Source organism: Candidatus Leptovillus gracilis (genome assembly GCA_016716065.1).
Lineage (GTDB): Bacteria > Chloroflexota > Anaerolineae > Promineifilales > Promineifilaceae > Leptovillus > Leptovillus gracilis.
The window spans coordinates 410,987-435,221 of sequence record JADJXA010000003.1 but is presented as its reverse complement, the minus strand read 5'-3'; the positions used below and the strand labels follow the sequence as shown (position 1 = coordinate 435,221).

The 24,235-nt window shown below is 57.4% G+C and carries 24 protein-coding genes and 1 pseudogene; 15 read left to right on the top strand and 10 right to left on the bottom strand.

Annotated features, from left to right (window positions below; translation table 11 throughout):
• Positions 1–14: 14 nt before the first annotated feature.
• The 4 genes from IPM39_10850 to IPM39_10835 all read right to left on the bottom strand — a co-directional run bounded on the left by IPM39_10850 (position 15) and on the right by IPM39_10835 (position 4,159).
• Positions 15–227 carry a hypothetical protein gene (locus tag IPM39_10850; protein ID MBK8986562.1) on the bottom strand — a complete coding sequence of 71 codons (213 nt, stop codon included), beginning with the start codon at positions 225–227 and terminating at the stop codon, positions 15–17.
• Between the two features lie 3 nt (positions 228–230).
• Positions 231–1,631: a reductive dehalogenase gene (locus IPM39_10845; GenBank protein ID MBK8986561.1), complete on the bottom strand. Its 1,401-nt coding sequence runs from the start codon at positions 1,629–1,631 to the stop codon at positions 231–233.
• 234 nt (positions 1,632–1,865) lie between these two features.
• Complete coding sequence (locus tag IPM39_10840) at positions 1,866–2,540, bottom strand: response regulator transcription factor (protein MBK8986560.1); 675 nt, start codon at positions 2,538–2,540, stop codon at positions 1,866–1,868.
• Positions 2,540–4,159, bottom strand: a complete 1,620-nt coding sequence (locus IPM39_10835; GenBank protein MBK8986559.1) for a HAMP domain-containing protein — start codon at positions 4,157–4,159, stop codon at positions 2,540–2,542. The genes IPM39_10840 and IPM39_10835 overlap by 1 nt, the downstream gene beginning before the upstream one ends.
• A 584-nt stretch (positions 4,160–4,743) precedes the next feature.
• Between IPM39_10835 and IPM39_10830 the strand changes: the two genes are divergently transcribed.
• From IPM39_10830 to IPM39_10785, 10 genes are all read left to right on the top strand, one after another.
• The gene (locus IPM39_10830) at positions 4,744–8,238 is read left to right on the top strand and encodes an AAA family ATPase (protein ID MBK8986558.1); all 3,495 of its coding nucleotides are present in this window, start codon (positions 4,744–4,746) and stop codon (positions 8,236–8,238) included.
• 158 nt (positions 8,239–8,396) lie between these two features.
• Complete coding sequence (locus tag IPM39_10825) at positions 8,397–8,615, top strand: hypothetical protein (protein MBK8986557.1); 219 nt, start codon at positions 8,397–8,399, stop codon at positions 8,613–8,615.
• Between the two features lie 91 nt (positions 8,616–8,706).
• Positions 8,707–9,777: a hypothetical protein gene (locus IPM39_10820; GenBank protein MBK8986556.1), complete on the top strand. Its 1,071-nt coding sequence runs from the start codon at positions 8,707–8,709 to the stop codon at positions 9,775–9,777.
• 15 nt (positions 9,778–9,792) lie between these two features.
• Complete coding sequence (locus IPM39_10815) at positions 9,793–10,080, top strand: hypothetical protein (protein MBK8986555.1); 288 nt, start codon at positions 9,793–9,795, stop codon at positions 10,078–10,080.
• 346 nt (positions 10,081–10,426) lie between these two features.
• The gene (locus IPM39_10810) at positions 10,427–12,445 is read left to right on the top strand and encodes a DUF3365 domain-containing protein (protein MBK8986554.1); all 2,019 of its coding nucleotides are present in this window, start codon (positions 10,427–10,429) and stop codon (positions 12,443–12,445) included.
• On the top strand, positions 12,442–13,134 hold the full coding sequence (locus tag IPM39_10805; protein ID MBK8986553.1) for a response regulator transcription factor: 693 nt from the start codon (positions 12,442–12,444) through the stop codon (positions 13,132–13,134). Before IPM39_10810 ends, IPM39_10805 begins: the two co-directional genes overlap by 4 nt.
• A 105-nt stretch (positions 13,135–13,239) precedes the next feature.
• Entirely contained in the window at positions 13,240–14,334 is a 1,095-nt protein-coding gene (locus IPM39_10800; GenBank protein MBK8986552.1) for a cytochrome-c peroxidase, read from the top strand.
• 44 nt (positions 14,335–14,378) lie between these two features.
• On the top strand, positions 14,379–15,353 hold the full coding sequence (gene msrP / locus IPM39_10795; GenBank protein MBK8986551.1) for a protein-methionine-sulfoxide reductase catalytic subunit MsrP: 975 nt from the start codon (positions 14,379–14,381) through the stop codon (positions 15,351–15,353).
• A gap of 48 nt (positions 15,354–15,401) precedes the next feature.
• A complete protein-coding gene (locus IPM39_10790; GenBank protein MBK8986550.1) occupies positions 15,402–16,019 on the top strand; it encodes a ferric reductase-like transmembrane domain-containing protein in 618 nt (205 codons plus the stop codon).
• A 133-nt stretch (positions 16,020–16,152) separates the two neighbouring features.
• Positions 16,153–16,209 carry a hypothetical protein gene (locus IPM39_10785; protein MBK8986549.1) on the top strand — a complete coding sequence of 19 codons (57 nt, stop codon included), beginning with the start codon at positions 16,153–16,155 and terminating at the stop codon, positions 16,207–16,209.
• Between the two features lie 248 nt (positions 16,210–16,457).
• Here IPM39_10785 and IPM39_10780 read toward each other — a convergent pair whose 3' ends face one another.
• Complete coding sequence (locus IPM39_10780) at positions 16,458–17,183, bottom strand: AAC(3) family N-acetyltransferase (GenBank protein ID MBK8986548.1); 726 nt, start codon at positions 17,181–17,183, stop codon at positions 16,458–16,460.
• Between the two features lie 269 nt (positions 17,184–17,452).
• On the opposite strand from IPM39_10780, the gene IPM39_10775 reads away from it, so the two are divergent.
• The 3 genes from IPM39_10775 to IPM39_10765 all read left to right on the top strand — a co-directional run bounded on the left by IPM39_10775 (position 17,453) and on the right by IPM39_10765 (position 19,850).
• The gene (locus IPM39_10775; GenBank protein MBK8986547.1) at positions 17,453–18,292 is read left to right on the top strand and encodes a MerR family transcriptional regulator; all 840 of its coding nucleotides are present in this window, start codon (positions 17,453–17,455) and stop codon (positions 18,290–18,292) included.
• Between the two features lie 284 nt (positions 18,293–18,576).
• Complete coding sequence (gene dinB / locus IPM39_10770; GenBank protein ID MBK8986546.1) at positions 18,577–19,674, top strand: DNA polymerase IV; 1,098 nt, start codon at positions 18,577–18,579, stop codon at positions 19,672–19,674.
• On the top strand, positions 19,671–19,850 hold the full coding sequence (locus IPM39_10765; GenBank protein MBK8986545.1) for a hypothetical protein: 180 nt from the start codon (positions 19,671–19,673) through the stop codon (positions 19,848–19,850). Before dinB ends, IPM39_10765 begins: the two co-directional genes overlap by 4 nt.
• A gap of 67 nt (positions 19,851–19,917) precedes the next feature.
• On the opposite strand, the gene IPM39_10760 is transcribed toward IPM39_10765, so the two are convergent.
• The gene (locus IPM39_10760; GenBank protein MBK8986544.1) at positions 19,918–20,103 is read right to left on the bottom strand and encodes a hypothetical protein; all 186 of its coding nucleotides are present in this window, start codon (positions 20,101–20,103) and stop codon (positions 19,918–19,920) included.
• 56 nt (positions 20,104–20,159) lie between these two features.
• Here IPM39_10760 and IPM39_10755 point away from each other — a divergent pair, with 56 nt between their 5' ends.
• Positions 20,160–20,396 (top strand): DUF4160 domain-containing protein, encoded by a 237-nt coding sequence (locus IPM39_10755; protein ID MBK8986543.1) that lies wholly within the window; start codon positions 20,160–20,162, stop codon positions 20,394–20,396.
• Positions 20,377–20,682 carry a DUF2442 domain-containing protein gene (locus tag IPM39_10750; GenBank protein MBK8986542.1) on the top strand — a complete coding sequence of 102 codons (306 nt, stop codon included), beginning with the start codon at positions 20,377–20,379 and terminating at the stop codon, positions 20,680–20,682. The genes IPM39_10755 and IPM39_10750 overlap by 20 nt, the downstream gene beginning before the upstream one ends.
• A gap of 112 nt (positions 20,683–20,794) precedes the next feature.
• Here the strand turns inward: IPM39_10750 and IPM39_10745 are convergent, their stop codons facing one another.
• The 4 genes and pseudogenes from IPM39_10745 to IPM39_10730 all read right to left on the bottom strand — a co-directional run bounded on the left by IPM39_10745 (position 20,795) and on the right by IPM39_10730 (position 23,773).
• Complete coding sequence (locus IPM39_10745) at positions 20,795–20,947, bottom strand: hypothetical protein (GenBank protein MBK8986541.1); 153 nt, start codon at positions 20,945–20,947, stop codon at positions 20,795–20,797.
• Positions 20,948–21,214: 267 nt separating this feature from the next.
• Positions 21,215–22,573 (bottom strand): annotated as a pseudogene (locus IPM39_10740) (transposase).
• Between the two features lie 198 nt (positions 22,574–22,771).
• Positions 22,772–23,086, bottom strand: coding sequence for a hypothetical protein (locus tag IPM39_10735; GenBank protein ID MBK8986540.1), 315 nt, complete (start codon positions 23,084–23,086; stop codon positions 22,772–22,774).
• Between the two features lie 459 nt (positions 23,087–23,545).
• A complete protein-coding gene (locus IPM39_10730; GenBank protein MBK8986539.1) occupies positions 23,546–23,773 on the bottom strand; it encodes a hypothetical protein in 228 nt (75 codons plus the stop codon).
• Positions 23,774–24,235 lie beyond the last annotated feature (462 nt).

Below are 24,235 nucleotides of genomic sequence, written 5' to 3'. Positions count from 1 at the left end.
GTTATTTGTGCGGCCTATTTGCCCCGGCGAGTGAACCAGATCACGATCCCACCTAACAGCCAGACGACAAATGTAACCCACAGGATACCAGCCGCACGCGGCTCTAGTTCCAGGCCGCTGCCCCAGGCGTTTTGGAAGATGAAGAACAGGCCAAAAGCCCAGATTATCCAGAGCAGCCATTCGTAAAACGGCCGTTTTCTAACCGAAACTGCGTATTTTTCAGACATGCCTTAAACCTCCATTACCGGCGCGTTGCTATCAGTGCCATATTCGGGCAGATCCAACGACCACCATTCTTCGGCGCTGGCCTGCGTACCATACCCAAAAGCGTCGTCCATACTGCGGAAAAAGCTATCCATGAAGGGCGCTACCGATGCGCCGGCCTTGACCCATTCATGAATCCAGGCCTTGTCTTTCTTGGAGAAGGGGCAAACGGCAAAGCAGATACCGCAGTTGGTGCCCGCCTGTTCCCGCCAGTAGGTGTAACAGGTGACGGAATTTTCAAAATAGGCTTTGTGACCGGGATTGTTCCATTCACCTTGCGTTTCCCAGGTAGGTTCATCCAGGAAGCTCAACGATTCGGAGGGACAGGCCTCGGCGCACTTCTTACACCGTTTGCAGAACTCCATGATCCCGGCGTCAATCGGCTTGTCGGTGGCAATCGGTAGGTCGGTGAGCAGTTTGAAGACGCGCACCATCGGCCCAAATTCTGGGGTGATCATGCGGTTGAGGCGGGACATTTCGCCCAGACCGGCCATCACGCCCAACGCCGGGGAGATACCCAGGGCATTGGTGGTGGATTCACCCAAGCCCTGGTAGCCCAGGCCGCGCAAGAACTCTTGCAGCGAAGCCTGGATGGTTTCACCGCGGGTATAGGCCAGCGTGGTGGTTTGCGAACCCAACTGCGTGGGGCTGCGGCGCATGGTCTCTTGGGACATTTGCACGGTGTAGACTACGACGTATTTGCAGCTATTGGGAATGTAGCGGGCGTTGTCATCTTCGTAGGCGATAGGCTCATCGGTGAAGATGAGGTCTTTGCCATCGGGGTCTACGCCATAGATGAGTTTGCGGGTGTTGTCGTCCAGTTCGATAAAGCCGACGGTGGCCGCACCCATGTGGCGCATCGCAGCGCGGATGATTCGCGCCGCTTCTTCTGGCGAACCGGTCCATTTAGGCACGCCTCTCTCTTCCGGGGTGGGTGCTTCTTGAGGGCCTAAGTAGGACTTGCCAATGCCGACATGGGCGGCTTTGAGGGCCTGGTCTTTGAGGGTGTAGCCATCCACGTTGTCCAACATGCGCTGCAATTCGTTGGCTTTGGCGGCGGCCGAAAGGCGGTCTACTTCGTCGTCGCCGACGTAGCCGGCCATGCCGGGGCCGCGCACTGAGCCGGTGCGCTCGTTGTAGCGCTGCATGACGTTCCAGTCAATTTCGGTGGTGGGTACGTCCACCGTTTTCACCCACCAGGGGCGATTGGGGCGGCCGGCCGGGTCAGAAAAGCTGCCGGCTCTGAAGCTGGCAGGAGCCGCAGCGGCGGGTTTGGTAAGAGCAGCAACGGCCGTTGCTCCAGCTCCAATACCGGCAATCCGTAAAAAGTCGCGCCGGTTTACCTTGAGTTTACTGTCATTCGCCATAGTGAATCCTCCTGATTCGTCCTCGTTCTGATGTCCGTGTTCAATGTTCAGTGTTCGGGATACGGTATACGGCTCACAGCCTTTTATATGAGGGTAGTGTAGCAGGAGGGAAAACAGGAGGGTATCAGGAAAAGGATATTGTTTTGTGGTGATTTTCCTGACAGATGGGCACGATTCAGACCCGAAGGATTTCTGAAAGGCCTTCGGGTCTTACTGGGAACTGCGGCAGACGGGTTATTCCTGGTCTTTATATTGGTCCAAAATACCGGCGCGCAAGGCGAACTTCACCAGGTCGGAGCGATGTTCCAGGCCTAGTTTTTCCATGGCGCGCTGGCGGTAGGTATCGGCCGTTTTGGGGCTGATGAATAATTTCTCACCGATTTCCCGGCTGGTGAAGCCCATAGCCGCCATTTGCAGCACCTCTTGTTCCCGTTCCGATAATGACCCGAATCGGGCCGGTTCGGAGGGTTTGTCGGTAAATGTTTCCATCAGCGCCGTGGCGGCTTTGGGGTGCAGAAAACTTTCACCGGTGAGGACGATCCGGATAGCTTGTAGCAGGCTGGTATGGGTGGAAGATTTGGGGATGTAGCCGTCGCAGCCGGCTTCGATGGCCGGGCGTACAAAGTCGCTGCTGCTGTACATAGAGAGGACGATGATTTTGCTGCGCACGTTTGCCCGGCGTATAGCGCGAATGGCTTCCAGGCCGCTCATATCCGGCAGACCTAAATCCATGACGATGACATCTGGTAACAAGACGCACGCCTGGGCAATGGCTTCCGCTCCGGTATCCACATCGCTGATAACGCGCAGGTCGGGTTCGCTTTCCAACAGAGCGCGCAGCCCATCGCGCAGAACTTTGTGGTCGTCTACCAGGAGGATAGAGATGGTGGGTGGGGTAGGTGAGGCCATTAGCGGACTCCTTCCAGAAGCGGGACGCGCACCTGGATTGTGGTTCCCTGGTTGGGTGCGGAATAGACATCCAGGTAGCCGCCAGCAATGGCGGCTCGTTCGCGCATGTCAATGAGACCCAGATGTCGGGCGCCGGGATCGGCCGTCAGGCGGTGGGGGGAAAAACCACGGCCGTTGTCTTCAATGGTCATCAGGACAGCGTTCTCGTCGGACGTTAGCCGCACCGTGATTTCATTAGCGCGGGCATGGCGCAAAATGTTGGTCAAGCCTTCTTGGGCGATGCGGTAGAGAATGACATCCACACCGGAGGGCAAGACGACGCCATTCAGGTCCAGGTAACAGTGGGCAGTAATGCCCGTTTGAGAGGTCATTTCTTTGACGAGGGTGCGCAGCGCGACAGCCAGGCCAAACTCTTCCAGAGCGGCGGGGCGCAGCCGGTGGGAGAGTTCCCGTACTTGTTCGATGGTCTCCGATACGATGTCTAACAGGGCCTCTAATTCGCGCTGCGTGTCTGGCACTATAGCTTTCTTCTCCAGGGTTTTGATGCGCACCAGCAGACTGGTGAGCATTTGCCCGGCGCCATCGTGCAGCTCACGCGCCAGACGGCGACGCTCTTCTTCCTGCGCCTCGACCAGTGATTCAAGGAGGGCCTGCCGGGCCAGCTCTTTTTCCTCCAGTTTTAGCCGCAGCCAGGCGTTGGCGACGATTTCAGAGATTTGGGTACCAACGGCCGTTAACAAATCCGTATCTTCTTCGGTCAGCGCGTACCCCTGACGGCAAAGCAGGTTAACCACACCATATTTCTGTCCACGCGCTTTGATGGGAATGGTGATGTGCTGCTGCTCTAGATCGGCGTAGCCAACCATGGCCATTCGCTGGCACTGGTGGTTATACACCTTGTCGGCCGACGTCTCGTCTAGCAGGGCTTGCTGGCAATAACAGAGGCTGTCGTTGGTCTGGTGCAGCAACCACGCTTCCAATTCGGTGGGAACCTGATACCAACTGGCGAGATGAAAGGTATCGCGTTCGGGGTCGCGCAGGTAAACCCAGCCGGTTTGCAGGTTAATCACCTCAACAATGTTTTGCAAAATGGCATAAAGAACGTCGTGGATTTCGGCCTGACGCTCGGCGGCGAGCATGACCTGGTTGATGGCGGCGAGGCGGCGGTTAGTGCGCGCCAGATCGTTTTGGGCGGCAACGAGGTGGTCAGTCATTTTGTTAACGGCCGTAGCCACTTCGCCAATTTCGTCTCTAGACCAGACCGGGGCGCGGGCGTGGAGGTCGCCGTCAGCGACCTGGAGCGCCATGTCGCGCAGATCGAGCAACGGCCGTATCAACAAAAACGTCAGAAACGAGGCCAGCACCAGCGATCCGGCTGCCGCCAGAATCGTCACCAGCACCACGCTGCGACCACCGGCCCGCATCGCCGCCTCCACCCGCGCATCGGTTAGAATGTAAGACAGCCAATCCGACAAACTGGCTGTTACCCAGTAATTAAGGCTAAATCCCAGAATCAACACCGCCAGGACGATGATGCCGGTAATCTTGATTCGCACCGGAACAGATAAAACTGCCGACTGCAACCAGACGCCAAGACGATGCATTGTTTCACGAATCATAGGGTAAAAACCTTAGGAAGCGTCTGAAAATGGCTTCCCGATTTGTAGTAAGCCAAGAGAAATATAGAACATGAACTGTAGACGGTAACGGCACGGCTGGCATTGGCGTCGGCACCGGTTTCCATTTTGGTGGTTATGACGGGTTGATGATCAGCAGAAAATAAAGTCACGGGTCCTCCAATTCTTTGGTGGCCTTTTGCGAAAGGCCATTCTGAAGGTATTATAGCGGCAAAGGGTAATTGCTTGCCATTTGCCGTCTACATACATCCATGCTTGAGAAACCTGACATTCCAGTTGGGGGTTTTGGCCCAACCTCAAAATGGTTCAACCCAGATTTTCTCACAACTCCTACCTCTGGTGGGGACTATTACAACCCGACCAAATCATCTATCCGGAATTCGTTAATACCCTCGTTGCATCTAGCCAAAAGCGGGTTGGGAGGAAACCACATCCATCCTATGAGACGCGCAAAGTAAGATTATTTTTGAGTCAATGCGGGTGGAGAGGCGGATTGATAAGCTGCACACCAAATTGGGAACAGGAGATATTCTGCTTTACACCAGAATCTGCCAGGGGGAGCCTTCATGCTGCACATCATTTTATTGGGTCAACCACGTCTTGCCCTGCATAGCCAGGCGCTAAAACTCAATGCTCCGCCTAAGACATTGCCCCTGCTGGCCTATCTGCTGCTGCATCGCCGCCAACCCCTTGAGCGCCAGCAAGTCGCCTTCACCCTCTGGCCCGACGACCCGGAGCCAACAGCTCGCGCCAACTTGCGCCGCCACCTGCACTGGCTCAATCGCCTGCTGCCGCCAGCCCCTTCACCGGCCCAACCCTGGGTGCTAACGACCCCTTCCACCATCCAATGGAACCCCCACAGCGATTTCTGGCTGGACGTAGCCGAGTTTGAGAAGCTGGTCACGCGCCCGGAAACATTGTCCGCCGCCCTCGCCCTCTATGTCGGCCCTCTCTATGAAACCCTGTACGACGATTGGATATTTTTCGAGCGTGAACGGCTGCAAAACAGCTACATCACCGCGCTTACGCAGTTGATTGAACAGCGGCGCGCCGCCGGCGCCTTTGCCGAAGTGAGCGGTTATGCCCGGCGGCTTTTGGTCGTCGATCCCTTCCGCGAGGATACCGTGCGCCAGCTCATTGCCATCCATTATGAAGCGGGCGACCGCGCCGGAGCCATCGCCGAATACCACCGCTTTACCCGGTCGCTGCGCCAGGAAATGGGCGCGGATCCAATGCCGGAGACCCAGACGTTGTACGAGATTGTGCTGCGGCACGGCCGTTTACCCGGCAGCCACCCCCCGCCAGCCACCCCCGAAACATCCGAACGCGCTATCACCCTGCTGCCCTTTGTCGGCCGGAACAGCGAGATGGCTCGCCTGTCCGCCCGCTGGCAGCGCGCCGCCCACGGCTGTGGCGGGCTGCTGCTCATTGGCGGCGAAGCGGGCGTGGGCAAAACGCGCCTGGCCCGCGAACTGGCGCTGCTGGCCGAAAACCAGGGCGCGCGGGTGCTGCATGGCGGCAGCGCCCAGCACAAATCCATCTCCTACCAGGCGGTGGCCGAGGCGCTGCAAGCCGCCCTGCCGCTGCTCGCCAGCCTGGAAAGCGAAACGCTGCGGCTGGCGGCGCTGGCCCCGCTGCTGCCCGACCTGCGGGTGCGCCGCAGCCTGCCCACCCTGACCGCCATTCGCCCTGACCAGGAACAGACGCGCCTGTTCGACGCCGTGGCCGGCTGCCTGGAAAAGTTAAGCGAACCGCGCCCGCTGCTGCTGATTTTGGAAGACTTGCATTGGGCGGGCGAATCCACGATGGCCCTGGTGGAATTTTTGGCGCGGCGGCTGGCGCAAGCCCCGATCCTCATCGTCGGCACGTACCGCGAGGAGGAGACGCCGCGTAGCCATCCCCTCCAGGTGATGCGCCGCTGTTTGCAGGCAGAGAAGTTGGTGGAGAGGCAGCCTTTAGGGCGTTTGGGGTTAACGGCCGTTACCCAACTTCTGGCCCAACTGCCCACCCCCGCCCCCGAACTGGCCGCCTCGCTCCACGCCGCCAGCGCCGGGAACCCCCTGTTCCTCAACCTGCTGCTGCACGCATGGCAGGAAACCGGCCAGACCGCCTTCGCCGACCTGCCAGACAGCCTTCGCGCCGCCATTGACCAACGGCTCAGTACGCTTTCGCCCACCGCCCGCGCTTATGCCGACGTGGCCGCCATCTTTGGCCCCCACTTCGACCCCGACGCGGTGCGCGAAGTGGGCAGTTGGGGTGAATGCCAGGCGTTGGACGCACTGGACGAGCTGCTCGACCGTCAGCTCACCTGCGACGCGGCGCACGGCCGTAACTACCATTTCGCCCATCACCTTATCCAGGCGGCTTTGTACACGACCGTTCCCCCCGCCAAACGGAAAATCCGCCACCGCCGCGCCGCCGAAGTCCTGGAAAGCCTCTATCCCGAACAAGCCCAAGAGTTGGCGGCTACATTGGCCTATCATTATGATTCTGGCGGCGATGCGGGTCGCGCTGTTCCCCATTATCTGGCGGCGGCGGAGGGGTATACGGCCGTTTACGCCGATTCCGAAGCCCTGACAGCCCTCAACCGCGCCCTGGAACTGGTCGCCGCGCCGACGCCCATCGCGCCGCGCCTGCATTTCGACCTGCTTTTATTGCGCGAAAACAGCCACCAGCGACACGGCCGTCGTGAACAACAGTTAGCCGATTTGCAGCAGTTGGCGGCGCTGCTCCCCAATCTCAACGACAGGGAACTCACCTGTCTGTTCTGGCGGCGTCGGGTTCTCTATGACAAAGACATCAATGATTACGCCAGTCAAAAAATCCATCTCGACTACTTCAAGCAGGCTGCGGCAGCGCTGGGCAGCCTGTATTGGCAGGCCGAAGTCATGTTCGCCGAAGGCGTCTATCTGAAAATATTGGACAAATATCAGACGGCCGTTGTCCGGCTGCAAGAAGCGTTGGCTGTCTACCGTCAGGCGCAGTGCGTCGAAGGGCAGGTGGACTGCTGCTGTCAACTAGCAGAAATATCGGTCATCAACCGCCAGAGCGCCGAAGCGGAACTCTGGACGCAGCGCGGCCTGGCGCTGTGCCCGCCGGAGCAGCCCACGCCGCAGCTCATGTTCATCCTTTGGAGCATGGCGGCCAATGGGTTACTCAGCAAAGATTTGCCTCGCTGCCTGGAGTATGCGGCCCGGCTGCTGACGGCCGCTGAACAAGGCGGCGTCCATTTCTGGCAAGCGGCTGCGCACCGCCTGCATGGCATGGCCTACCAGCGCCAATTTCTCATCAGCGCCGCGCAGCGCAGCCTGAATGCTGCCTTGGACCTGTACCGCCAGATGCAGCACACCAAAGGCACGGCGCTGACGCTGCAATCGATGGGGCACGTGGAGGTATCGCTCGGACGCTACGCCGCTGCCTCTCGCCATTATCAGACGGCTTTTGAGTTAGTGGAAAAGCTCAATGATAAGGATGGCATGGCGTCGGAGTGCCTCAACCTGGCCTACGCGGCGGCGCTCCAGGCCGATTACGCCGCCGAGGGGGAGTATGCCCGCCGGGCGCTGGCCTATGCCCGTCAGGTGCAAAACCGCCATTTGGAAGGGGTGGCGCGGCAAAACCTGGGCGAAGCGGAGCGCGAAGGGGGTGATTTAACAGCCGCGCGCCAACACCTGCTGACTGCGCTGGCTCTGTTGGATGACCCCGCCCTCTTTGAGGAGCGTGCCAGTATATTGGCCGATCTGGCGCTGACCCATTGGAAAGCGGGTGACTTGCCCCTGGCGCAGGAAACGGCCGTAGAAATGCTGGCGATTTACCCAAGCATTGAAGGGAGTGACGATAACGCCCATCGCTTTTTGTGGACGGCCGGGCAAATCTTCCACGCCGCCAACCGGCCAGAACAGGCCGCCGCTTTGCTGGCCCAGTCTTACGCCGCCTTCCAACACGACCTGGCCGCCATCCCCGACGATGAATCGCGCCGCGCCTTCGCCGCGATGATCCACAATCGCCAGATTGCCGCCGCCTACGAGCGCGATGAGTGGCCGGAGGGAAACAGTAACCAGTAACCAGTAAACAGTGAACGGTGAACAGTAGTTTGGGGCAAAAAGCCTGGCTTCTACAGAGAAGCCAGGCTTTTTTATTGCCAATCTCCACTGTTCAATCTCCAATCTTCACTTTTTGGACGCTTTTTGGACGCCCCGTCCATAGAATGCCAGAAAGGGTTATGGACGAAACAACGACTCATTCCCAGTTTCTTTTTATCGTACGCATCTGGCTTATCGAAGGGGGACGCGAGGGGGCCTGGCGCGGTTCGGTGGAGCATGTTCCTTCGGGGCAAAAGTTCTACTTTACCTCACTGGGCGACCTGGATGACTTTATCGCCGGGCGTCTGTCGGCGGCAACCCTAACCCCAACAGCCCCAAAAGGAAAGGTAAATTCATGAACAAACATATCCTATCCATCAAATCTTAACCTGTTTTATCAACAATACAGCCAACAAGCGCTGTGAAATCATTCAAAGTAAAGGAGACAACATGAAACGCACATATCAAGTAACCGGTTTTGTATTACTGATCGTCATGGTATTGGTGGGCGCAGTTCTGGGGGTGACTGCCCAGACCGAAGTGGAACCCCAATCGCCGCAAGGCGCCATGCACAACACGTTTAGTTACCAGGGCTACCTGGCTGACAGCGGCGGCAACCCCATTAACGACATCTGTGACTTCCGGTTTGTTTTGTATGACGCGGCAACGAGCGGCGCGATGATCGGCACGTATGACGACAAGTTCAACATGCAGGTGGTGGACGGTTACTTTACCGTTGAACTGAACGATGGTAATGAATTTGGCAGCGATTCTTTCATGGGTGACGAGCGCTACCTGAGCATTACCGTCGCCTGCGACAATGGCGGCCCACAAACAACCCTCGCGCCACGTCAACGGCTGATGGCTGTGCCCTACGCCATTTACACGCTCAACATCCCGGACCACAACCATTATGGCGAGACCTGGGAAGGAACCGGCTTTCCGTATGGCCTGTTCATCAACAACACCAATGCAGCGGGCGTTGGCCTGATAGTGCGCGGACCGGGCGGCGATACGGGACGGGCCATCTCGGCGGTCGGCGGCATTTACAGCACGGCCGATTCGCTGATGTACCTCAGTCCGCACGACATGGTTGTGCGCTACGATAGCACCAGCACAACGCTCTCGCCTATGGCAGGTGGGGGAACGGCCGTTACGCTGCCACAGGCCACCACTGTAAAAGTTGTTACTATTCCTGTACATGCCTTTGGACAACTGCTTGGCTCTCAGATGTACGTTAAATCACTGCAAGTTTGTTACAAAGGGACCAACGCCATCATCACTACCGCCGCAGTAGCCAAGAACACCGGCACCACGAACGGGGAAACTTATTATATTCTCGATAATACAGACCGGACTTCAGGGACTTACGCCTGTTACACGGTGAGCGCCACAACCCCTCGTGTGGCTATTGATAACACGACCTGGGTACAGTTTAACGTGCAAAACCCAACACCATCGGCCACTTCTATCATGGAAATCTATACCGTGAAGTTGACTTTGACCGAGGTTCAGAACTAATCCGGGGAGGTTGGAATGAAGCAAAAACTGATTATTGTTAGCTTACTGGTGTTGGTTTTGCTGCTGGCAGCCGGGGCGCTTTACGCCGAAACCACCGGCTACAACCTGAACTGGTGGACGGTGGACGGCGGCGGCGGCCACCTGAGCGGAACCGGATATACGCTAGATAGCACCATCGGACAGCCGGATGCGGGACGCATGAGCGGCGGCAACTATGTGCTGGCTGGCGGCTTCTGGGGCGGCGACCGGACCGAAGCAACAGGCGAATACGGGGTGTATTTGCCCACCGTGCTGCGTCAATAATTAATAAGGGGTTCGCGGTCCTATCCGCAAGGCGGGCAAAGAACACCAAAAAAATCCGGTGTTCTTTGCCTCTTTGTGTCCAGAAATGATGGACATTCGTCAGTGGGCTAACCGATTTAGACCTGAACGGCCGTGATCCGTGTTGTTTGCCTTACAGGACCGCGAATTGTCGCAGCAAATAGATACCCGGCCATGTAATTTCTTGATGATCACTAAGTGGCTGTTGGGTCCGCGCCGTCCCGCCCCTACTCGCACACCCGGGCAAATTGAGAACTGCTGATTACACCCTGTCCGGCTTGCGCTGGTATTCGTAACCCGATATTATAAACAAATGAAAATCCGCAGTGTGAACCGTTTACGAAAGTTTCTGTCGCTCAATTTAGGCGCGCGCCTCACCCTGAGCATTGGCAGCGGCATCATACTTGCCAGCCTGGCGCTCTTCACCTGGCTCTACCATCTACAAGAAGAATTGGCGCTGCGCCAGGTGGAAACCCAGGCCGAAGCGCTGTTGACCGAAATGCTGATTGTGCGCGATTGGGTCGCCGAGTATGGCGATGTCTGGACGACGCAGCCGGGAGATTATTACGTCGAAGGGCAGGGGCCATTTTACCGAAAATCACCGGGCATGGTGACAAAGGAGATTTCCGTCCTCTCCAACGCCCGCGAAAATTTCCGCTTCCACATCACCAGCCTGGAGTTAAAAAACCTTGAAAACGCGCCTGACGCTTTTGAACTGGAGGCGCTGCACAAATTTGAGCAAACGCCAGCCACGTTTAGCCAGATTGAGGTGATTGACGGCGAGCGGTATTACCGGCAAATGACTCCCTTGTTCACCCAGGCCACCTGCCTGGAATGCCACCCTGGCGTGCAAATTGGCGACGTGCGCGGTGGCATTAGCGTACTCGTCCCGATGGCCGAGGTGGATCAATCGTTGGCAAATGGGCGGCAGGCGTTGGTGCTCACGGCCGTTCTCATCACCACCCTGATGACCGGCCTGCTTTACTGGTTGGTGCGGCGCATGGTCATCAGCCCGCTGCGCCAACTGCGCGGCGCAGCCGTGGCCATGGGGCAGGGAGATTACCAGGCGCACTGTACCCTGCAAACCGGCGACGAACTGCAAGACCTGGGCGAAACTTTCAACCAGATGGCCGGCAATTTGCGCCGTTATCAGGATTCTCTGCACCAACAAATCAACCAGCGCACCCGCGAATTGAATGCCCTGGCAGAAATGTCCCTGACGATCAGCCGTTCGCCCAACTTAAAAAGCGTGCTCAGCGAATCGTTGGCCCTGGCCCTGCAAGCCACCGACATGGATGGGGGTGTCATCCACCTGCTTGGCCCTTCCGGTAGGGTGGCGGTGACAGTACATCAGGACGTGCCTCCGGCCGTCGTCCACTGCATGAGCCGGGCAGCCGATCAGGAAGGATGCTCGTTTTGGGGTTTGAACCGTGACTTGCAGGCGATTGACTTGCTGGCGAATACGCACCACGACTGCCAGGCCATCGCCCATAATTATCGTGGCCTCACCGTTGTGCCTCTGCGTTCTGGACGGCAAGATTTGGGCATGTTAACGCTGCTGCAACGGAGAGAAACGGCCGTTTCCCCCGAACAACGCCAATTCATCACCTGCCTGGGCAACCAACTGGGCGTCGCCGTTGCCAATGCCCATTTCCAGGAAGAGATCGAACGATTGGCGATCCTCGAAGAACGCGGTCGGATTGCCCGCGAGCTGCACGACAGCCTGGCGCAAACCCTGAGCTGGCTGCACCTGAAAATGGATATGTTGACGCAAACGTTGGAGGCGGGCAATCTCTCCGAAACGCGGCAGGAGGCGCAAGATGTGCAGCAAGTGGTAGATCAGGCTTGCTTCGAGGTGCGCGAATCCATAGATGGCCTGCGCATCCAGCCTGCCGCTGGCCTGCACAGCGCCGTCTCCGGCTACGTCAATGAATTCAGCCGTCGTAGCCGCTTGCCGGTCAGCCTGAGTATGGGCGAGGCATGCCGTCTTAGCCCGGTGGTGGAAATCGAGGCGCTGCGCATTTTGCAAGAAGCGCTGACCAACGCCTACAAACATGCCCAGGCCACCCACCTGGCGGTTCATTTCCAGCGGCACAATGGCTATGTGGAACTGGCTATCCGTGACGACGGGCGGGGGTTTGACCCGCAGGCGCAGGAATCAATGGGGCATTATGGCTTGCGCATCATGCAAGAGCGCGCCGAGCGGGTAGGCGGGAGTTTCTACCTGGAAACGGCTCCCGGCGTGGGCACGCAAATCATCGCCCGCCTGCCGGCCGAACAGAGCGCCCCCCTCATTTACCCCAAGGAACGCGGTTCCTCCCTCATTTACCAGGAAGCCACGCCATGAGCGCCATCCGCGTCTTGTTAGCCGACGATCACCAACTCTTCCGCGCCGGCATTGCCAGCTTGTTGGCACGGGAACGGGACATCGAAGTGGTCGGCCAGGCGCGTAATGGGCAAGAAGCGGTTACCCTGGCGCAGCAGCTTCAGCCAGACGTCGCCTTGCTAGACATCCAGATGCCTCTTTGCACCGGCCTGGAAGCGGCGCGGCAATTGTTGGCGCAGCAGGCGAGTTTGAAAATCATCATGCTCACCATTTCCGAGAAGGATGAGGATTTGTTCACGGCCGTTAAAGCGGGCGCCCAGGGGTATTTGCTGAAAGGGAGTACCAGCGCGCAAGAATTGGTAACGGCCGTGCGCCAGGTAGCCGCCGGGGAAGCGATCATCGCCTCCAGCCTTGTCCCCCAACTGCTGGCAGAGTTTACGGCGTTGAGCAAAGAGCCAGAGCCAGGGCCAGAGGAAGAGGGGAAAGATGCGCGGCCGGTGTTGAGCGAGCGGGAACTGGAAGTGCTGCACCTGGTCAGCCAGGGGCTAAAAAACCGCGAGATTGCCGCGCAGTTGTTCATCTCTGAAAATACCGTGCGCACCCACCTGCGCAACATCCTGGACAAACTGCACGTGCAGAACCGTGTTCAGGCGGCAGCGATGTTACGGCAAGGGGTGGATGACGGCCGTTTCCCCAAATTCGTCCACTGAATCATCCAACTGGATGATACCCACCTGAAATCTCATCTCCTAAAATTAGAGTGGTTTAATTGCCCCAATTGAACCGGTTTTGATACCCTATCTAAGGAGAAAGAGATGCAAAGAAAATCTTTTTATGTTGTCTTATCATTGCTGCTGCTGCTGCTGTTAACCGCTTGCGGTCAGTCGGAGCCAGAAGCAACGGCCGTGCCGCCCACCCTGGCCCCCGACGCCTACACCCGCGACGCCCTGATCGCCTTTAAGGCGCTGCCAGAGGTAGTCACGCCAACTGAGTATGAACTAACCGAAGAACTGATCGCGTTGGGGCGGATGTTGTACTACGAACCCCGCATCTCCATCAGCCAGGAAATAAGCTGCAACTCCTGCCACCTGCTCGACAATTACGGCGTAGACAGTTTGCAATTCTCGCTGGGGCATGATGGCAAACCGGTCGGGCGCAACTCCCCCACCGTCTACAATGCCGCCCTGCACATCGCGCAGTTCTGGGACGGCCGTGCCGCCGACGTGGAGGAGCAGGCGCAAGGCCCCATCCTGGCCTCTGGTGAAATGGGCATGCCTGATCCCGATTATGTCCTCTACGTCCTCAACACCATCCCTGGCTACCTGCCCCTGTTCGAGGCCGCCTTCCCCAACGACGCCGACCCCATCAACTACGACAACGTGGGCCGCGCCATCGGCGCCTTTGAACGGTATCTGATCACCCCTGGCCCGTTCGACGCCTTGCTGAATGGAGATGAAAGCGCCCTCAACGAGCAAGAAAAGCGTGGGTTGGCCCTCTTCGTCTCCACCGGCTGCACCACCTGCCACTATGGCGAGGCCATTGGCGGCAGCCGGTATGCCGTCTTGGGGCAAGTCACGCCGTACCCCGCCGTAACCGACGAAGGGCGCTTTGCCATCACCGGCAAAGAAGAAGATATGCACTCCTTCAAAGTGCCCAGCCTGCTCAATATCGCCAAGACCGGCCCTTACTTGCACAATGGCAGCATCACCACCCTGGAAGAGATGGTCAAAATCATGGCGACCTACCAGCTTGGCAAAGAGCTGACCGACGCGCAAATCACTGACGTCGTCGCCTTCTTAAATGCACTGACCGGCGAACTGCCGCTGGATTACATCGTTGTGCCCGAATTCCCGCCCAACGGCCCAGACACCCCTGGTCCGTATGAATACGAAGGCACAAGCTCGAATTAAACCTTACACGCAGCCCAGGTTATTAATCTGGGCTGCGCACTTTTATGAACATACAAAAGCGATTTCGCAGCAACATCCCCTCAGCAGAGATCACGCCGGAAGCAGTTTACCGCAGCCGGCGTCAATTCATGCAAGGCGCGTCTGCCCTGGCAACGGCCGTGTTGCTGACTGCCTGTGGCGCACCTCAAACTTCCACGCCAGCGCCAAATGACATCTCTGGGACGAGCCAATCCCCATCTCCTGTGCCCACCTTCACCCCCGCCCCCGATGACCTGACCAGCGAGCAGGAGATTCTTAACTATAACAACTTCTTTGAATTCACTGTGGAGAAAGAGGAGGTTGCAGCAAAGGCGCAAGGGTTGCTCACTTCACCCTGGGAAGTGGCGGTGGGCGGGTTGGTACGCAACCCTGGCGCCTATGACGTAGATGACCTGAAGCGGCAGTTTGACCAGGAGGAGCGCGTCTACCGCCTGCGCTGCGTGGAAACGTGGTCTATGGTCATCCCCTGGTTGGGCTTCCCGCTGTACAAGCTGTTGCAATTGGCGGAGCCGCTGCCGGAAGCGCAGTATGTTCGCTTTGAAACGTTGTATAACCCAGAGCAAATGCCCGGCCAAAAGAGCGACTGGTATGAATGGCCTTATGTAGAAGGGCTGCGCCTGGATGAGGCGCTGCACGATCTGACGCTGCTGGCGACGGGGCTGTATGGCAAGGATTTGCAGCCACAAAATGGCGCGCCGATCCGCCTGGTTGTGCCCTGGAAATATGGCTTTAAGAGCATCAAATCTATTGTCAAAATTGACCTGGTGGCGGAACAGCCCACATCGTTGTGGATGAAGGCATCGTCGCACGAGTATGGCTTTTATGCCAATGTGAACCCAGACGTGCCCCACCCACGTTGGTCGCAAGCGACGGAACGCCGACTGGGGGAAACGCGCCGACGCAAAACGCTGCTCTTCAATGGATACGAAGCTGAAGTAGCGTATTTGTACGCTGGGATGGACTTAAAACAGAATTTTTGACGACGCGCTTGGGCAACCAGGGTTGCCCGTACAGTCGAAAGTAAAGCTGTGCAAAAGAAACGGCCGTTCCCCACCTTCCAACTCCTCATCCACCTGCTGGCCTGGCTGCCGCTGCTCTGGCTGCTGTGGGCCTATTGGCAAGACCAGTTAGGCTTCAACCCTGTACGCACCATGACGCTGCGCACCGGCAAGACGGCGCTTATATTGCTGCTGCTCTCGCTGACCTGCACGCCATTGAACCTGATTTTTGGTTGGAAGTGGGTGTATCGGCTGCGACGGCCGTCAGGCGTTTACGCCTTCTTCTACGCTGCCCTCCATTTCCTCACCTTTGTCGGGCTGGATTATGGCTTTGACCTGGCGCTGGCCGCCGACGCCCTGCGCATCAACCGCTTTGCCCTGGTGGGGCTGGCTTCCTTCCTCATTTTGCTGCCGCTGGCGGTTACCTCCACCCGGCGCGCCATGCTCTGGATGGGCGAAAAGCGGTGGCGCTGGCTGCACCGCCTCAGTTATCTGGCGGCTGCCTTAGCCATTCTGCATTACGCGCTGCTGGTGCGGCAATATTACACGCAGCCCATCATTTTCGGGGCGATATTGGCTCTGTTGTTAGGGGTGCGACTGGTGGTAAGAAGGTCAGCGTCTTCTAAGGAACAAAAATTCAATATCTGAAGGTCTATCGCGCTTACCCGACATTCGATTCATGACTCCCCATCTACCCGCACCAACGGAATATCTTCCCAGGAGGACGGGTCTAGCCAAAGCCAGCCGGTGAGGGCGACGGCCGTTCCTTCTCTCCCACCACCTGCGCACCTTAGAAAAAGCAGGGCTGGTGTATTCAGAGTTGACCAGGTTGTGTTGACTTTTTGTTAAAAGTCTCGCTTTTCCCCCTACGACGCTCTCATCACCCTGGCGCAGTGCCTGGTTTGTGTCGCCCTTTACCGGCGCGGCAAGATGGCCACTATACCTCTAGTGCTGGCGCGGGAAAGTCTGGCAGAGGCGCGCCGCTCTATTCGGGCGTTACGGCCGTTGGCGATGGAAAGCGCGATCTGCCGGCGCGCTGCGGCAAACGGCCGACCGGCTGACGGACGGTCTCAATCTGGTGGCCGATCATGCCATCAGACTCGCCCGCGCTGCGTCGCATTCTTCATCTACGCCCGGCGGGTGCAAAAAGAGCGTTTCATTCTGGCGCAACTGCGCCACGACCACGGCGACAACGTCCCGCGCGCGCATCAGACGCGCCGCCGCGTGTCCGACCTGTCCCCGGCGCTGGAGGCCGTGCGAATCAAGCCAGCCATCAGCCAGGGCGAAGTTCTCGCAGCAGTGGTCAATCTCGCCGTACTCGACGCGCACCACGCGCTCCCCTTCTCGGACGAGGACGTGCTTGGGCAGCCGGTAGCGGACGCCGGCCAGGGATTCGGCCAGGTGGATGGTCGTGTTCTCAGAATGGCCGACGCCCAGCAGCAGCACCTGTCCGTCCCGTGCATACACGCGGCCGATCGGGCTGTCCAGCCCATGTGGCACAGCCACCGGATGGGGAGCGGTGATGTCCGGTGCGTGCGGCCCAATCGCGGCAAAGGCGTGTGGGCTGTCGCTGCGCAGCACATCCGGCAGCTGCCAGAAGGTGTGGGCCACAATGCCCATGTCCATACAGGGCGTCGTTTGCGGGTCGAAGGGCGTCTCTTCATCGTCGGTCATGCTGGGCATGACCAGTGTGCCGGTCGCGTCCAGGGCCGCGCGCAGGGCGGCAATCAGGCCGGCCGGCCCGTTCTCAACCGGCTTCACGCGGGAAAACGCGCAATGCACCAGCAGGACGCCGCCGGGCGTTACGCCGATGCCGAGGAGTTGCTCTACAAGTTGGTTGGGGGGAGAATATCATGGTCTGCCTCTAATCTAGCAGGTGCGCTCGAAGGTGAGCATCTCTTGTTGTAGAACCGCCAGCCATCAGGCGGCTCTTCCATGTATAATGGACAAAACGGCCGTTTCAGGCAAACGGCCGTTCAGTAAACAAGCCGTTTTTCCCTTTGCCTGCCCGCAGAAAAAGAGATAATTGGTTAAAAATCCCTGCTTGACTCTCGGGTTACCCGAGACAGTAAACTACAGGCATGTTCAAAATTGGCGAGTTTTCCCGTATAGGCAGAGTGACAGTTGAGACACTGCGTCATTATGATGCACTGGGTTTGCTCAAGCCGGCGCAAGTGGATCCCTTCACCGGCTACCGCTACTACAGCGCCAAGCAGTTACACGCACTCAACCGAATCATCGCCCTGAAAGAGGTGGGGTTATCCCTGGATGAAGTTGCGCGCATTCTCCGAGAGAACCTGACAACCGATGAGCTGCGGGGCATTCTGAAAACGCATCTAGCGCTGACCGAAAGCGCTATCGAGAGCGCCCAACTGCGCCGGGAGCAATTACAGGCTCGCCTACACTTTCTTAACCTGGAGGACAACATGCCGGCATATGAAATAATCCTGAAACCTGTCAATGCGTTCACCGTCGCGGCAATTCGCCAAACGGTACCCACGATGGAGCAGATGCCCCAACGGTGTGGCGAGATGTTCAATATGATCGCCAGTTGGCTGGCGGGCCACGGTCTGCCTATTGGCGTTCCCCTGACCATTTACCACAACGAAAGTTATAGCCGTGAGAACATTGACACCGAATGTGCTTTCACTATCCCCGACACGGCGAGCGATAAGGCGCCCGTGCCGCCTACCCCAATTATCGTCCGGCAAATGGCAGCTTGCCCGCAAATGGCCACCACAATCGTTGCCGACGAATTCTTTCAAAAAGTGGAGGGGCTGACGCCCGCGTACAATGCGCTTGCCCAGTGGATAGAAGCTCATGGTTATCACATTGTTGGTGCGCCCCGCGAGCTGTACTACGGTTCTCCCGAAAGAGGAGACTTCACGGCCGAGATTCAGTTTCCTGTGGCAAAAGAGTAGCCTGTAGATGTGGTGCTGCGCGGAGCCTTTCCCCCACCTTTTCCGCCTTGATGGGGACTGAACGGCCGTTGCCAATAACCATTTTGGTGACAGCGCAGCCTGGCAACGGCCGTGTCCGCCATAATCGGTCAGCGCTGTGCGGTGGCGTTGAGCGGCGTCGTGCAGTTAGACGAGTTGGCCGAGATGCGCAGCATCTTCGAGGCGATTCTACGTAGTTTGCGCCCGGCTGAAGCTGCCTGAGCATTTTCCTGGCCGGTTTGTTCACAGCCGTTACAATCTACCCCATGTCAACCTTCGGCGATACCTCTCCCACAGTCGTCTGGCCCCGCGCCATCCTCCACCTGGACATGGACGCCTTCTACGTCAACGTCCACGTCCTTGACCATCCCGCCGACGCCGATATTCCCCTGGTCATTGGCGGCCAGCCCACCTCGCGCGGCGTGGTCGCCTCGGCCAGCTACGCCGCCCGCCGTTTGGGGATTCGTTCGGCCATGCCCACCAGCACGGCCGTGCGCCTTTGCCCCCATCTCAAAATCGTGCCCGCCAACTGGCCGCGCATCCGCGAATGCTCCCGCCAGGTGATGGACATCCTGGCCGCCTATGGCCCGCTGGAGCAGGTGAGCGTGGACGAGGCGTACATTGACCTGAGCGGCTGGCCCGACCCGCTGCCCCTGGCCGATGAAATCCGCACGGCCGTCAAAGACAACAGCCGGCTGCCCGCCTCCGTCGGTCTGGCGACCAGCAAACTCGTCGCCAAAGTCGCCTCCGACCACGAAAAGCCCGAAGGCTGCACCCTCGTTCTGCCCGGCAGCGAGGCGGCCTTTCTGGCCCCGCTGCCCGCCCGCGCCTTGTGGGGCGTCGGCCCGCGCACGGCCGAACGGCTGGCGGCCTTGGGTGTCACCACTTGCGGCCAGTTGGCCGCCACCGACGCCACCACGCTGCGGGCGCAGTTCGGCCATCAGGCCGACGACTTGCGGCGCCGCGCCCAGGGCCTGGACGACCGGCCGGTGCAGGCCGAACGCGGCCAGCCTAAGACCATCAGCCAGGAGTGGACGTTTGACCAGGACGTGGCCGACGCGGTGCGGCTGCGAGAACAGTTACAAACCCAGGCCGACAGCGTGGCCCGGTCGCTGCAAACGCATGGTCTGGCCGCCCATACCGTCCGGGTGAAGTTCCGCTGGGCCGACTTCACCACCTTCACGCGGCAGAAGTCTGTCAGCCAGCCGCTGGACGACGCGGCGGGGGTTTACCGGCTGGCGCTGGCTGTCTGGCAGGAACACTGGCCGCCCGGACAGCGCATGCGTCTGATTGGCGTGGGGGTGAGTGGTCTGGTCGCGGTGGAACAGCGGCAGTTGGGATTGCCATTTGCTGGCGATGAATGAGGACGCGGCGAACGGCCGTTTTACCCTGGAGTCTGTTTGGACGGCGTGGAAAGGTTTGGGAGTTTGGGCAGAAGAAAAGCGCCTCGCGGTGGCTCATGCTGATGGCCTGGCGCATCCTGGCGCGCCAGAGTCACGAAAGTCAACTGGCGGGGTACACGGGATGGCTGCTGCGCTGATTGGTGACAGGGGAGCGAGGACCACGGCTGCGAATATCGGCGCTGGCTTCTTACAGGCAAAAATAGTTCACCGGCGCTGGTTGTCCATGAGCCAGATGTACCCATCTTCCAAACTCGGTTCAGTGGGCGTGGCGACACTCCCCAACGCCGGTTTGCCCAAAATGCGATAATGCACACCATCCTGCAGCTGCAAAGTGGAAACAATGGCAGCCTGGGGAAACGGCCGTTCCCCAACACCAATGCTAACAGTCATGGAGTGGTCATGCTAAGCCGGGTTGGACAATAACTGGCTTATGTTACAATTTGTCTATGCCGACTGTTTTACAAGATGGCCCCTACAGTTGTGTGTTTTTCAGCTCTGACAGAGGTGAACCACCGCATATCCATGTAAAACGGGATCGTCAGATTGCGAAATTTTGGCTTGCGCCCGTTTCACTGGCAAAAAATCGTGGGTTTGCGAGCCATGAATTGAACGAAATTGCCCGCCTTGTTCTTCGACACGAAGAAAGGCTTGTGGAGGCATGGCATGAATACTTTAATTATTGAGACAGAGCCTACGGCCGTAACCATTCGTGTGACCGATGATGAATTGGTTATCAGTTTGCTAGACGGCCGTCGCCTTAGCGTGCCATTAGCCTGGTATCCACGTCTGTTACAGGCAGAGCCAGATGAACGCAATAACTGGCGCTTATTGGGCGAGGGATATGCCATCGAATGGCCCGACTTGGATGAGCATATTGGTATTGAAGGGCTGTTAGCCGGGCGACCCAGTGGTGAAAATCAGGCGTCACTCAATCGTTGGTTAGCTTCCCGGTCAAATCGTGTCGTGTAATGCAAGGGATGCACAACGACCTACGGCCGTTCGCCACCAACCATCGCTAACTGTGAATGAGGAACGGCCGTTATCCGCCCCCCTTGCCCTAAAGAGGCCGCCAGTGCTCCGGTCACCTGCCCGGTAAACTGGTACCTCCGGCCGTGACCAGTTTACCACCGGCCAGCATCCCCACCGCCCGGTTCTGCGGTTGCCCGGTGAAGTCCCGGTCGGGAATCGTCTGCGTGGCGTGGTGCTTCGCAGCATAAGAGACGCGATTCAGCACGTTTTTGTCCCCTCGCTTCTGTTGGACTATACGGCCTTCAACTGTTCCTTTTCTTTGAGGGCCAAAGCACATCAATCAACGCAGTAGTGATTCCAGCGCCTAGCAGGCTGTCGGAAAAATATCTTCTGAAGGCCCGATGATAGACAAATAACGATTTCAAAGCATCAAGACAAGCAGTTTGCAACTCATATTGGCCTCATTACCATGAATTTTGCACGGTTTTACAGCCCGTTTTCGGGCATCAGGCAGGGGGCAATAACGCCCCCATCAACCAACCTGCAAGGTATGCAATCGTTTCAAGTTGTAAGCCAGACAAACCAATGTCCATTCGCCACCGGCAGCAGGCAGGCCTCGCAGAGAAAAACTGACGGAAACCCAAGGTTTCCTTGATGATACCGATAACCGGTTCAACCGTCGATTTGCGCAAACGGTAGGTGGCTTTGCCGAGGGTGGTCTGCAGTTTGTAAGCCATTTGCTCTTTGACGGAAGCATCATTGGGTGGCGGGTTGGGATTGTCCAGGAAAAAGGCACGCCAACCCTGATGGTGTGGGCTGCGACCGGTGGCGATGTAGGGGTCAATGCCGCGCGCTTCCAAGCTGGCGATGTTGTTTTCGCTGAAATAGCCGGTGTCCAAATTGACCTTTTCGGCTGACCCACGACTGGTGGTACGGTGTCGGGAGTTGGCAGGGCGGCCTGTTTATCGTTGGTATGGTCACACAACCAATTGCCCACTACCAGACGACTGTCATGGTCAACCACTACCTGGACGTTATAATGTTGGTCAAAGCCGCTGTTGGTGGCGTTTTTCATGATGCGCGATTCGGGGTCGGTGAAGTTGTACTGGTCTTTATCTCTGGGTCCTGGAGTGGGTGGCTGCGGTGGTTTGCCCGGCGGCTTTTTTCCTGTGGGTCGGTCTTTTCGGCCCGGGCTTGCATCTTGGCCTCGTATTCGGCTTGCTCGGCTTCATACCGGGCCTGGGCGCGTTCCTCCAGCACCTTCTTGGCTTCGGCCAGCCGCGCCAATTGCTGCTGGCGTCGGGCAATCTCATCGGGAATGTTCATCTCTTCCGGGCGGTTGTCCTCCATCGGCAACTTCAGCCAAAGTGAACAACTCCTCGACTTCGGCTTGCAGATAGGCTTCGATAGCCAACAGCCGCTGGTAACTGACCGCTTTGCTCTTGGACGCATCGGCATGGATTTTGCTGCCATCCAGACTGACGTTACCCAATTGCAAATAGCCCATCGCCTGGGCAATCAACAGTATCTGGACAAACAACTCTTTCAGTTCAGCCAGAAATTGTTGGCGGAAAGCCGCAATCGTGTCATGGTCGGGGTGCATGTCACCGGTAATGAAACGAAAGGGAATCACCTCATGGGTGGCGCGTTCAATCTTGCGCGAACTGAATACGCCGCTGGCATAGCTGTAGAACAGCAATCCCAACATCACTTCCGGGGCGTATGGTGGCGCACCCTGCTCACTATACTTTCTATACATGATCCCCAAATCAAGTTGGGCGACGACAGCGACAATGAAGCGAGCCAAATGGTCGGGTGGCAGGACATCGCGCAAGGTGATTTGCAGGTCCAGGGTCTTTTCGTAATCAGCAGTTCTGAATTTTCTTGCCATACCCAAAGTTTACACCGAAATCATTTTTGTTCGGAGAAACGTATCTTCTCCGACAAGCTGCTAGAAAGCCGCACACAACAGTTGCCCAACTTTCCTCTAACACCAATACATTGAAAAGAGCACCACAAAGGAAAATCAAAATAAAAACAGTAGCGTATTTAAGAGGCGATTTATTCTCGTTCATAAGTCTATTTTTTATCACTTTCCTTGCGAGGGCCTCCACTGTTGTGGCAGCCATGTCGCATTCTCGATTGAATACGGTTGGATGGTTTGATTAAGGTCAGGGCTTAACGGTTGACTAGAATACTTGATTATTTCATCATATGCTTGGCTAGTTGTAGGATTTACTACTAGCCATTGTGTTGCCTGATGAGCCGCAAATGCATAAATGGGATCGTCGATGATTTTAGAAACGGCCCATTTCACTCCCTTACCTAGCACAAAATTGAGCGGAAAAGTTACTCCAAATTTTATACCCTTCGCTATCAGTTCTGCTTTTTCTTCATCAGACATAGGGTAGTATTTAGGCCAACCCCCGTCTGGAGCACATATCTCTCCACCACCCCATGTAGGCGAACAACCGGTGTGCATTTCGTTTCATTTGTGTTTCTGGAAGGCACTCACAGATGTATCCATCGTATTGAGTATTTTTTGAATCTCGTCTGTTGTCCCATTTTGGAGCAACTAATTCTTCCACTCGTCAGGATAGCTTTCCATCCCTCCAAGTTGCCATAATTCAAGATAGATATTCCCCAAAGAGTTCCATACTTCCAAACAAGCTGAAAGTTCCATGTCATTCACTCCAGCATACTGTGTACAATGATGGTCCGTCGGGTCGAAGTACCGGAGGGGGTTATTCAAGGAATAGGTGTACCTGTTAGTACTGCTGTGGATTGGTCGGGTCCGGCACAAGCGTGTCCCCGCTGGCAAATCTGCCTATGCCAACGACGAAAAACCGGGCATTCATGTAGATTAAGCCCAGGTCGTCATTATGTTTGTGCCCAGTGTACCCCTGTCCGTCACCTGATTTGGCCCGCTGCCCCCGCGGTAGCCGCCAAAGGGGTAGTAGTGGGCCGCGCTGCCGCCCACCACCGCGCCACTCGTGGTTGTCGCCAGACTGGTGGAGCCGAGATGGTCGTTGTGCAGGTGGTAGAGGGTGTTACTGCCACCGGTGCCCACCACCTGCACCCGCAAGGCCATCGTCTGCCCGGCAATGGCGTAGGTGATGCGCCGGGGTGGTCGTGCTGCCGTTGACCTCCTCCTCGTAGCCGGGGAAGGGGAAGTAGCTGGTCTTGCCGCCTGACTTGACGCTCTTCACCCGGATTCCGGCGGCATCGTAGGCAAAAGTCGTTGTCCCCGCGCCGACTCTTGTAGACCGCTGGATGCTCCAGCAAACAAGGCTCATCGCCTACTAAACCAAAGATCAGCCAAACCAATAAGCAATACTGCTATCCCAAGACTAACTAGCATAAATCTAAACACAACAGCTTTAACAGAAAGGAAATCGGGAAACAACAATGATGTGATTGTCCCAATCAGTATCATTAAGATAGCCACTATTTGAGGAATTGCAGGTCTGACAAAGATAGGTTGAGAACCTGGTTTAACCCCCAAAAAAAGAGCAACTTTGCTTTTGTTATAATTCTATAATCTTCTTTAGAC

Coding starts and splice junctions, on each gene's coding strand:
- IPM39_10750 (MBK8986542.1), top strand. CDS start 20,377: ATGAATACTTTAATTATTGAGACAGAGCCTACGGCCGTAACCATTCGT.
- IPM39_10835 (MBK8986559.1), bottom strand. CDS start 4,159: ATGATTCGTGAAACAATGCATCGTCTTGGCGTCTGGTTGCAGTCGGCA.
- IPM39_10805 (MBK8986553.1), top strand. CDS start 12,442: ATGAGCGCCATCCGCGTCTTGTTAGCCGACGATCACCAACTCTTCCGC.
- IPM39_10850 (MBK8986562.1), bottom strand. CDS start 227: ATGTCTGAAAAATACGCAGTTTCGGTTAGAAAACGGCCGTTTTACGAA.
- IPM39_10765 (MBK8986545.1), top strand. CDS start 19,671: ATGAGGACGCGGCGAACGGCCGTTTTACCCTGGAGTCTGTTTGGACGG.
- IPM39_10775 (MBK8986547.1), top strand. CDS start 17,453: ATGTTCAAAATTGGCGAGTTTTCCCGTATAGGCAGAGTGACAGTTGAG.
- IPM39_10820 (MBK8986556.1), top strand. CDS start 8,707: ATGAAACGCACATATCAAGTAACCGGTTTTGTATTACTGATCGTCATG.
- IPM39_10735 (MBK8986540.1), bottom strand. CDS start 23,086: ATGTCTGATGAAGAAAAAGCAGAACTGATAGCGAAGGGTATAAAATTT.
- IPM39_10730 (MBK8986539.1), bottom strand. CDS start 23,773: ATGGCCTTGCGGGTGCAGGTGGTGGGCACCGGTGGCAGTAACACCCTC.
- IPM39_10830 (MBK8986558.1), top strand. CDS start 4,744: ATGCTGCACATCATTTTATTGGGTCAACCACGTCTTGCCCTGCATAGC.
- msrP (MBK8986551.1), top strand. CDS start 14,379: ATGAACATACAAAAGCGATTTCGCAGCAACATCCCCTCAGCAGAGATC.
- IPM39_10840 (MBK8986560.1), bottom strand. CDS start 2,540: ATGGCCTCACCTACCCCACCCACCATCTCTATCCTCCTGGTAGACGAC.
- IPM39_10825 (MBK8986557.1), top strand. CDS start 8,397: ATGGACGAAACAACGACTCATTCCCAGTTTCTTTTTATCGTACGCATC.
- dinB (MBK8986546.1), top strand. CDS start 18,577: ATGTCAACCTTCGGCGATACCTCTCCCACAGTCGTCTGGCCCCGCGCC.
- IPM39_10815 (MBK8986555.1), top strand. CDS start 9,793: ATGAAGCAAAAACTGATTATTGTTAGCTTACTGGTGTTGGTTTTGCTG.
- IPM39_10845 (MBK8986561.1), bottom strand. CDS start 1,631: ATGGCGAATGACAGTAAACTCAAGGTAAACCGGCGCGACTTTTTACGG.
- IPM39_10760 (MBK8986544.1), bottom strand. CDS start 20,103: ATGACTGTTAGCATTGGTGTTGGGGAACGGCCGTTTCCCCAGGCTGCC.
- IPM39_10800 (MBK8986552.1), top strand. CDS start 13,240: ATGCAAAGAAAATCTTTTTATGTTGTCTTATCATTGCTGCTGCTGCTG.
- IPM39_10755 (MBK8986543.1), top strand. CDS start 20,160: ATGCCGACTGTTTTACAAGATGGCCCCTACAGTTGTGTGTTTTTCAGC.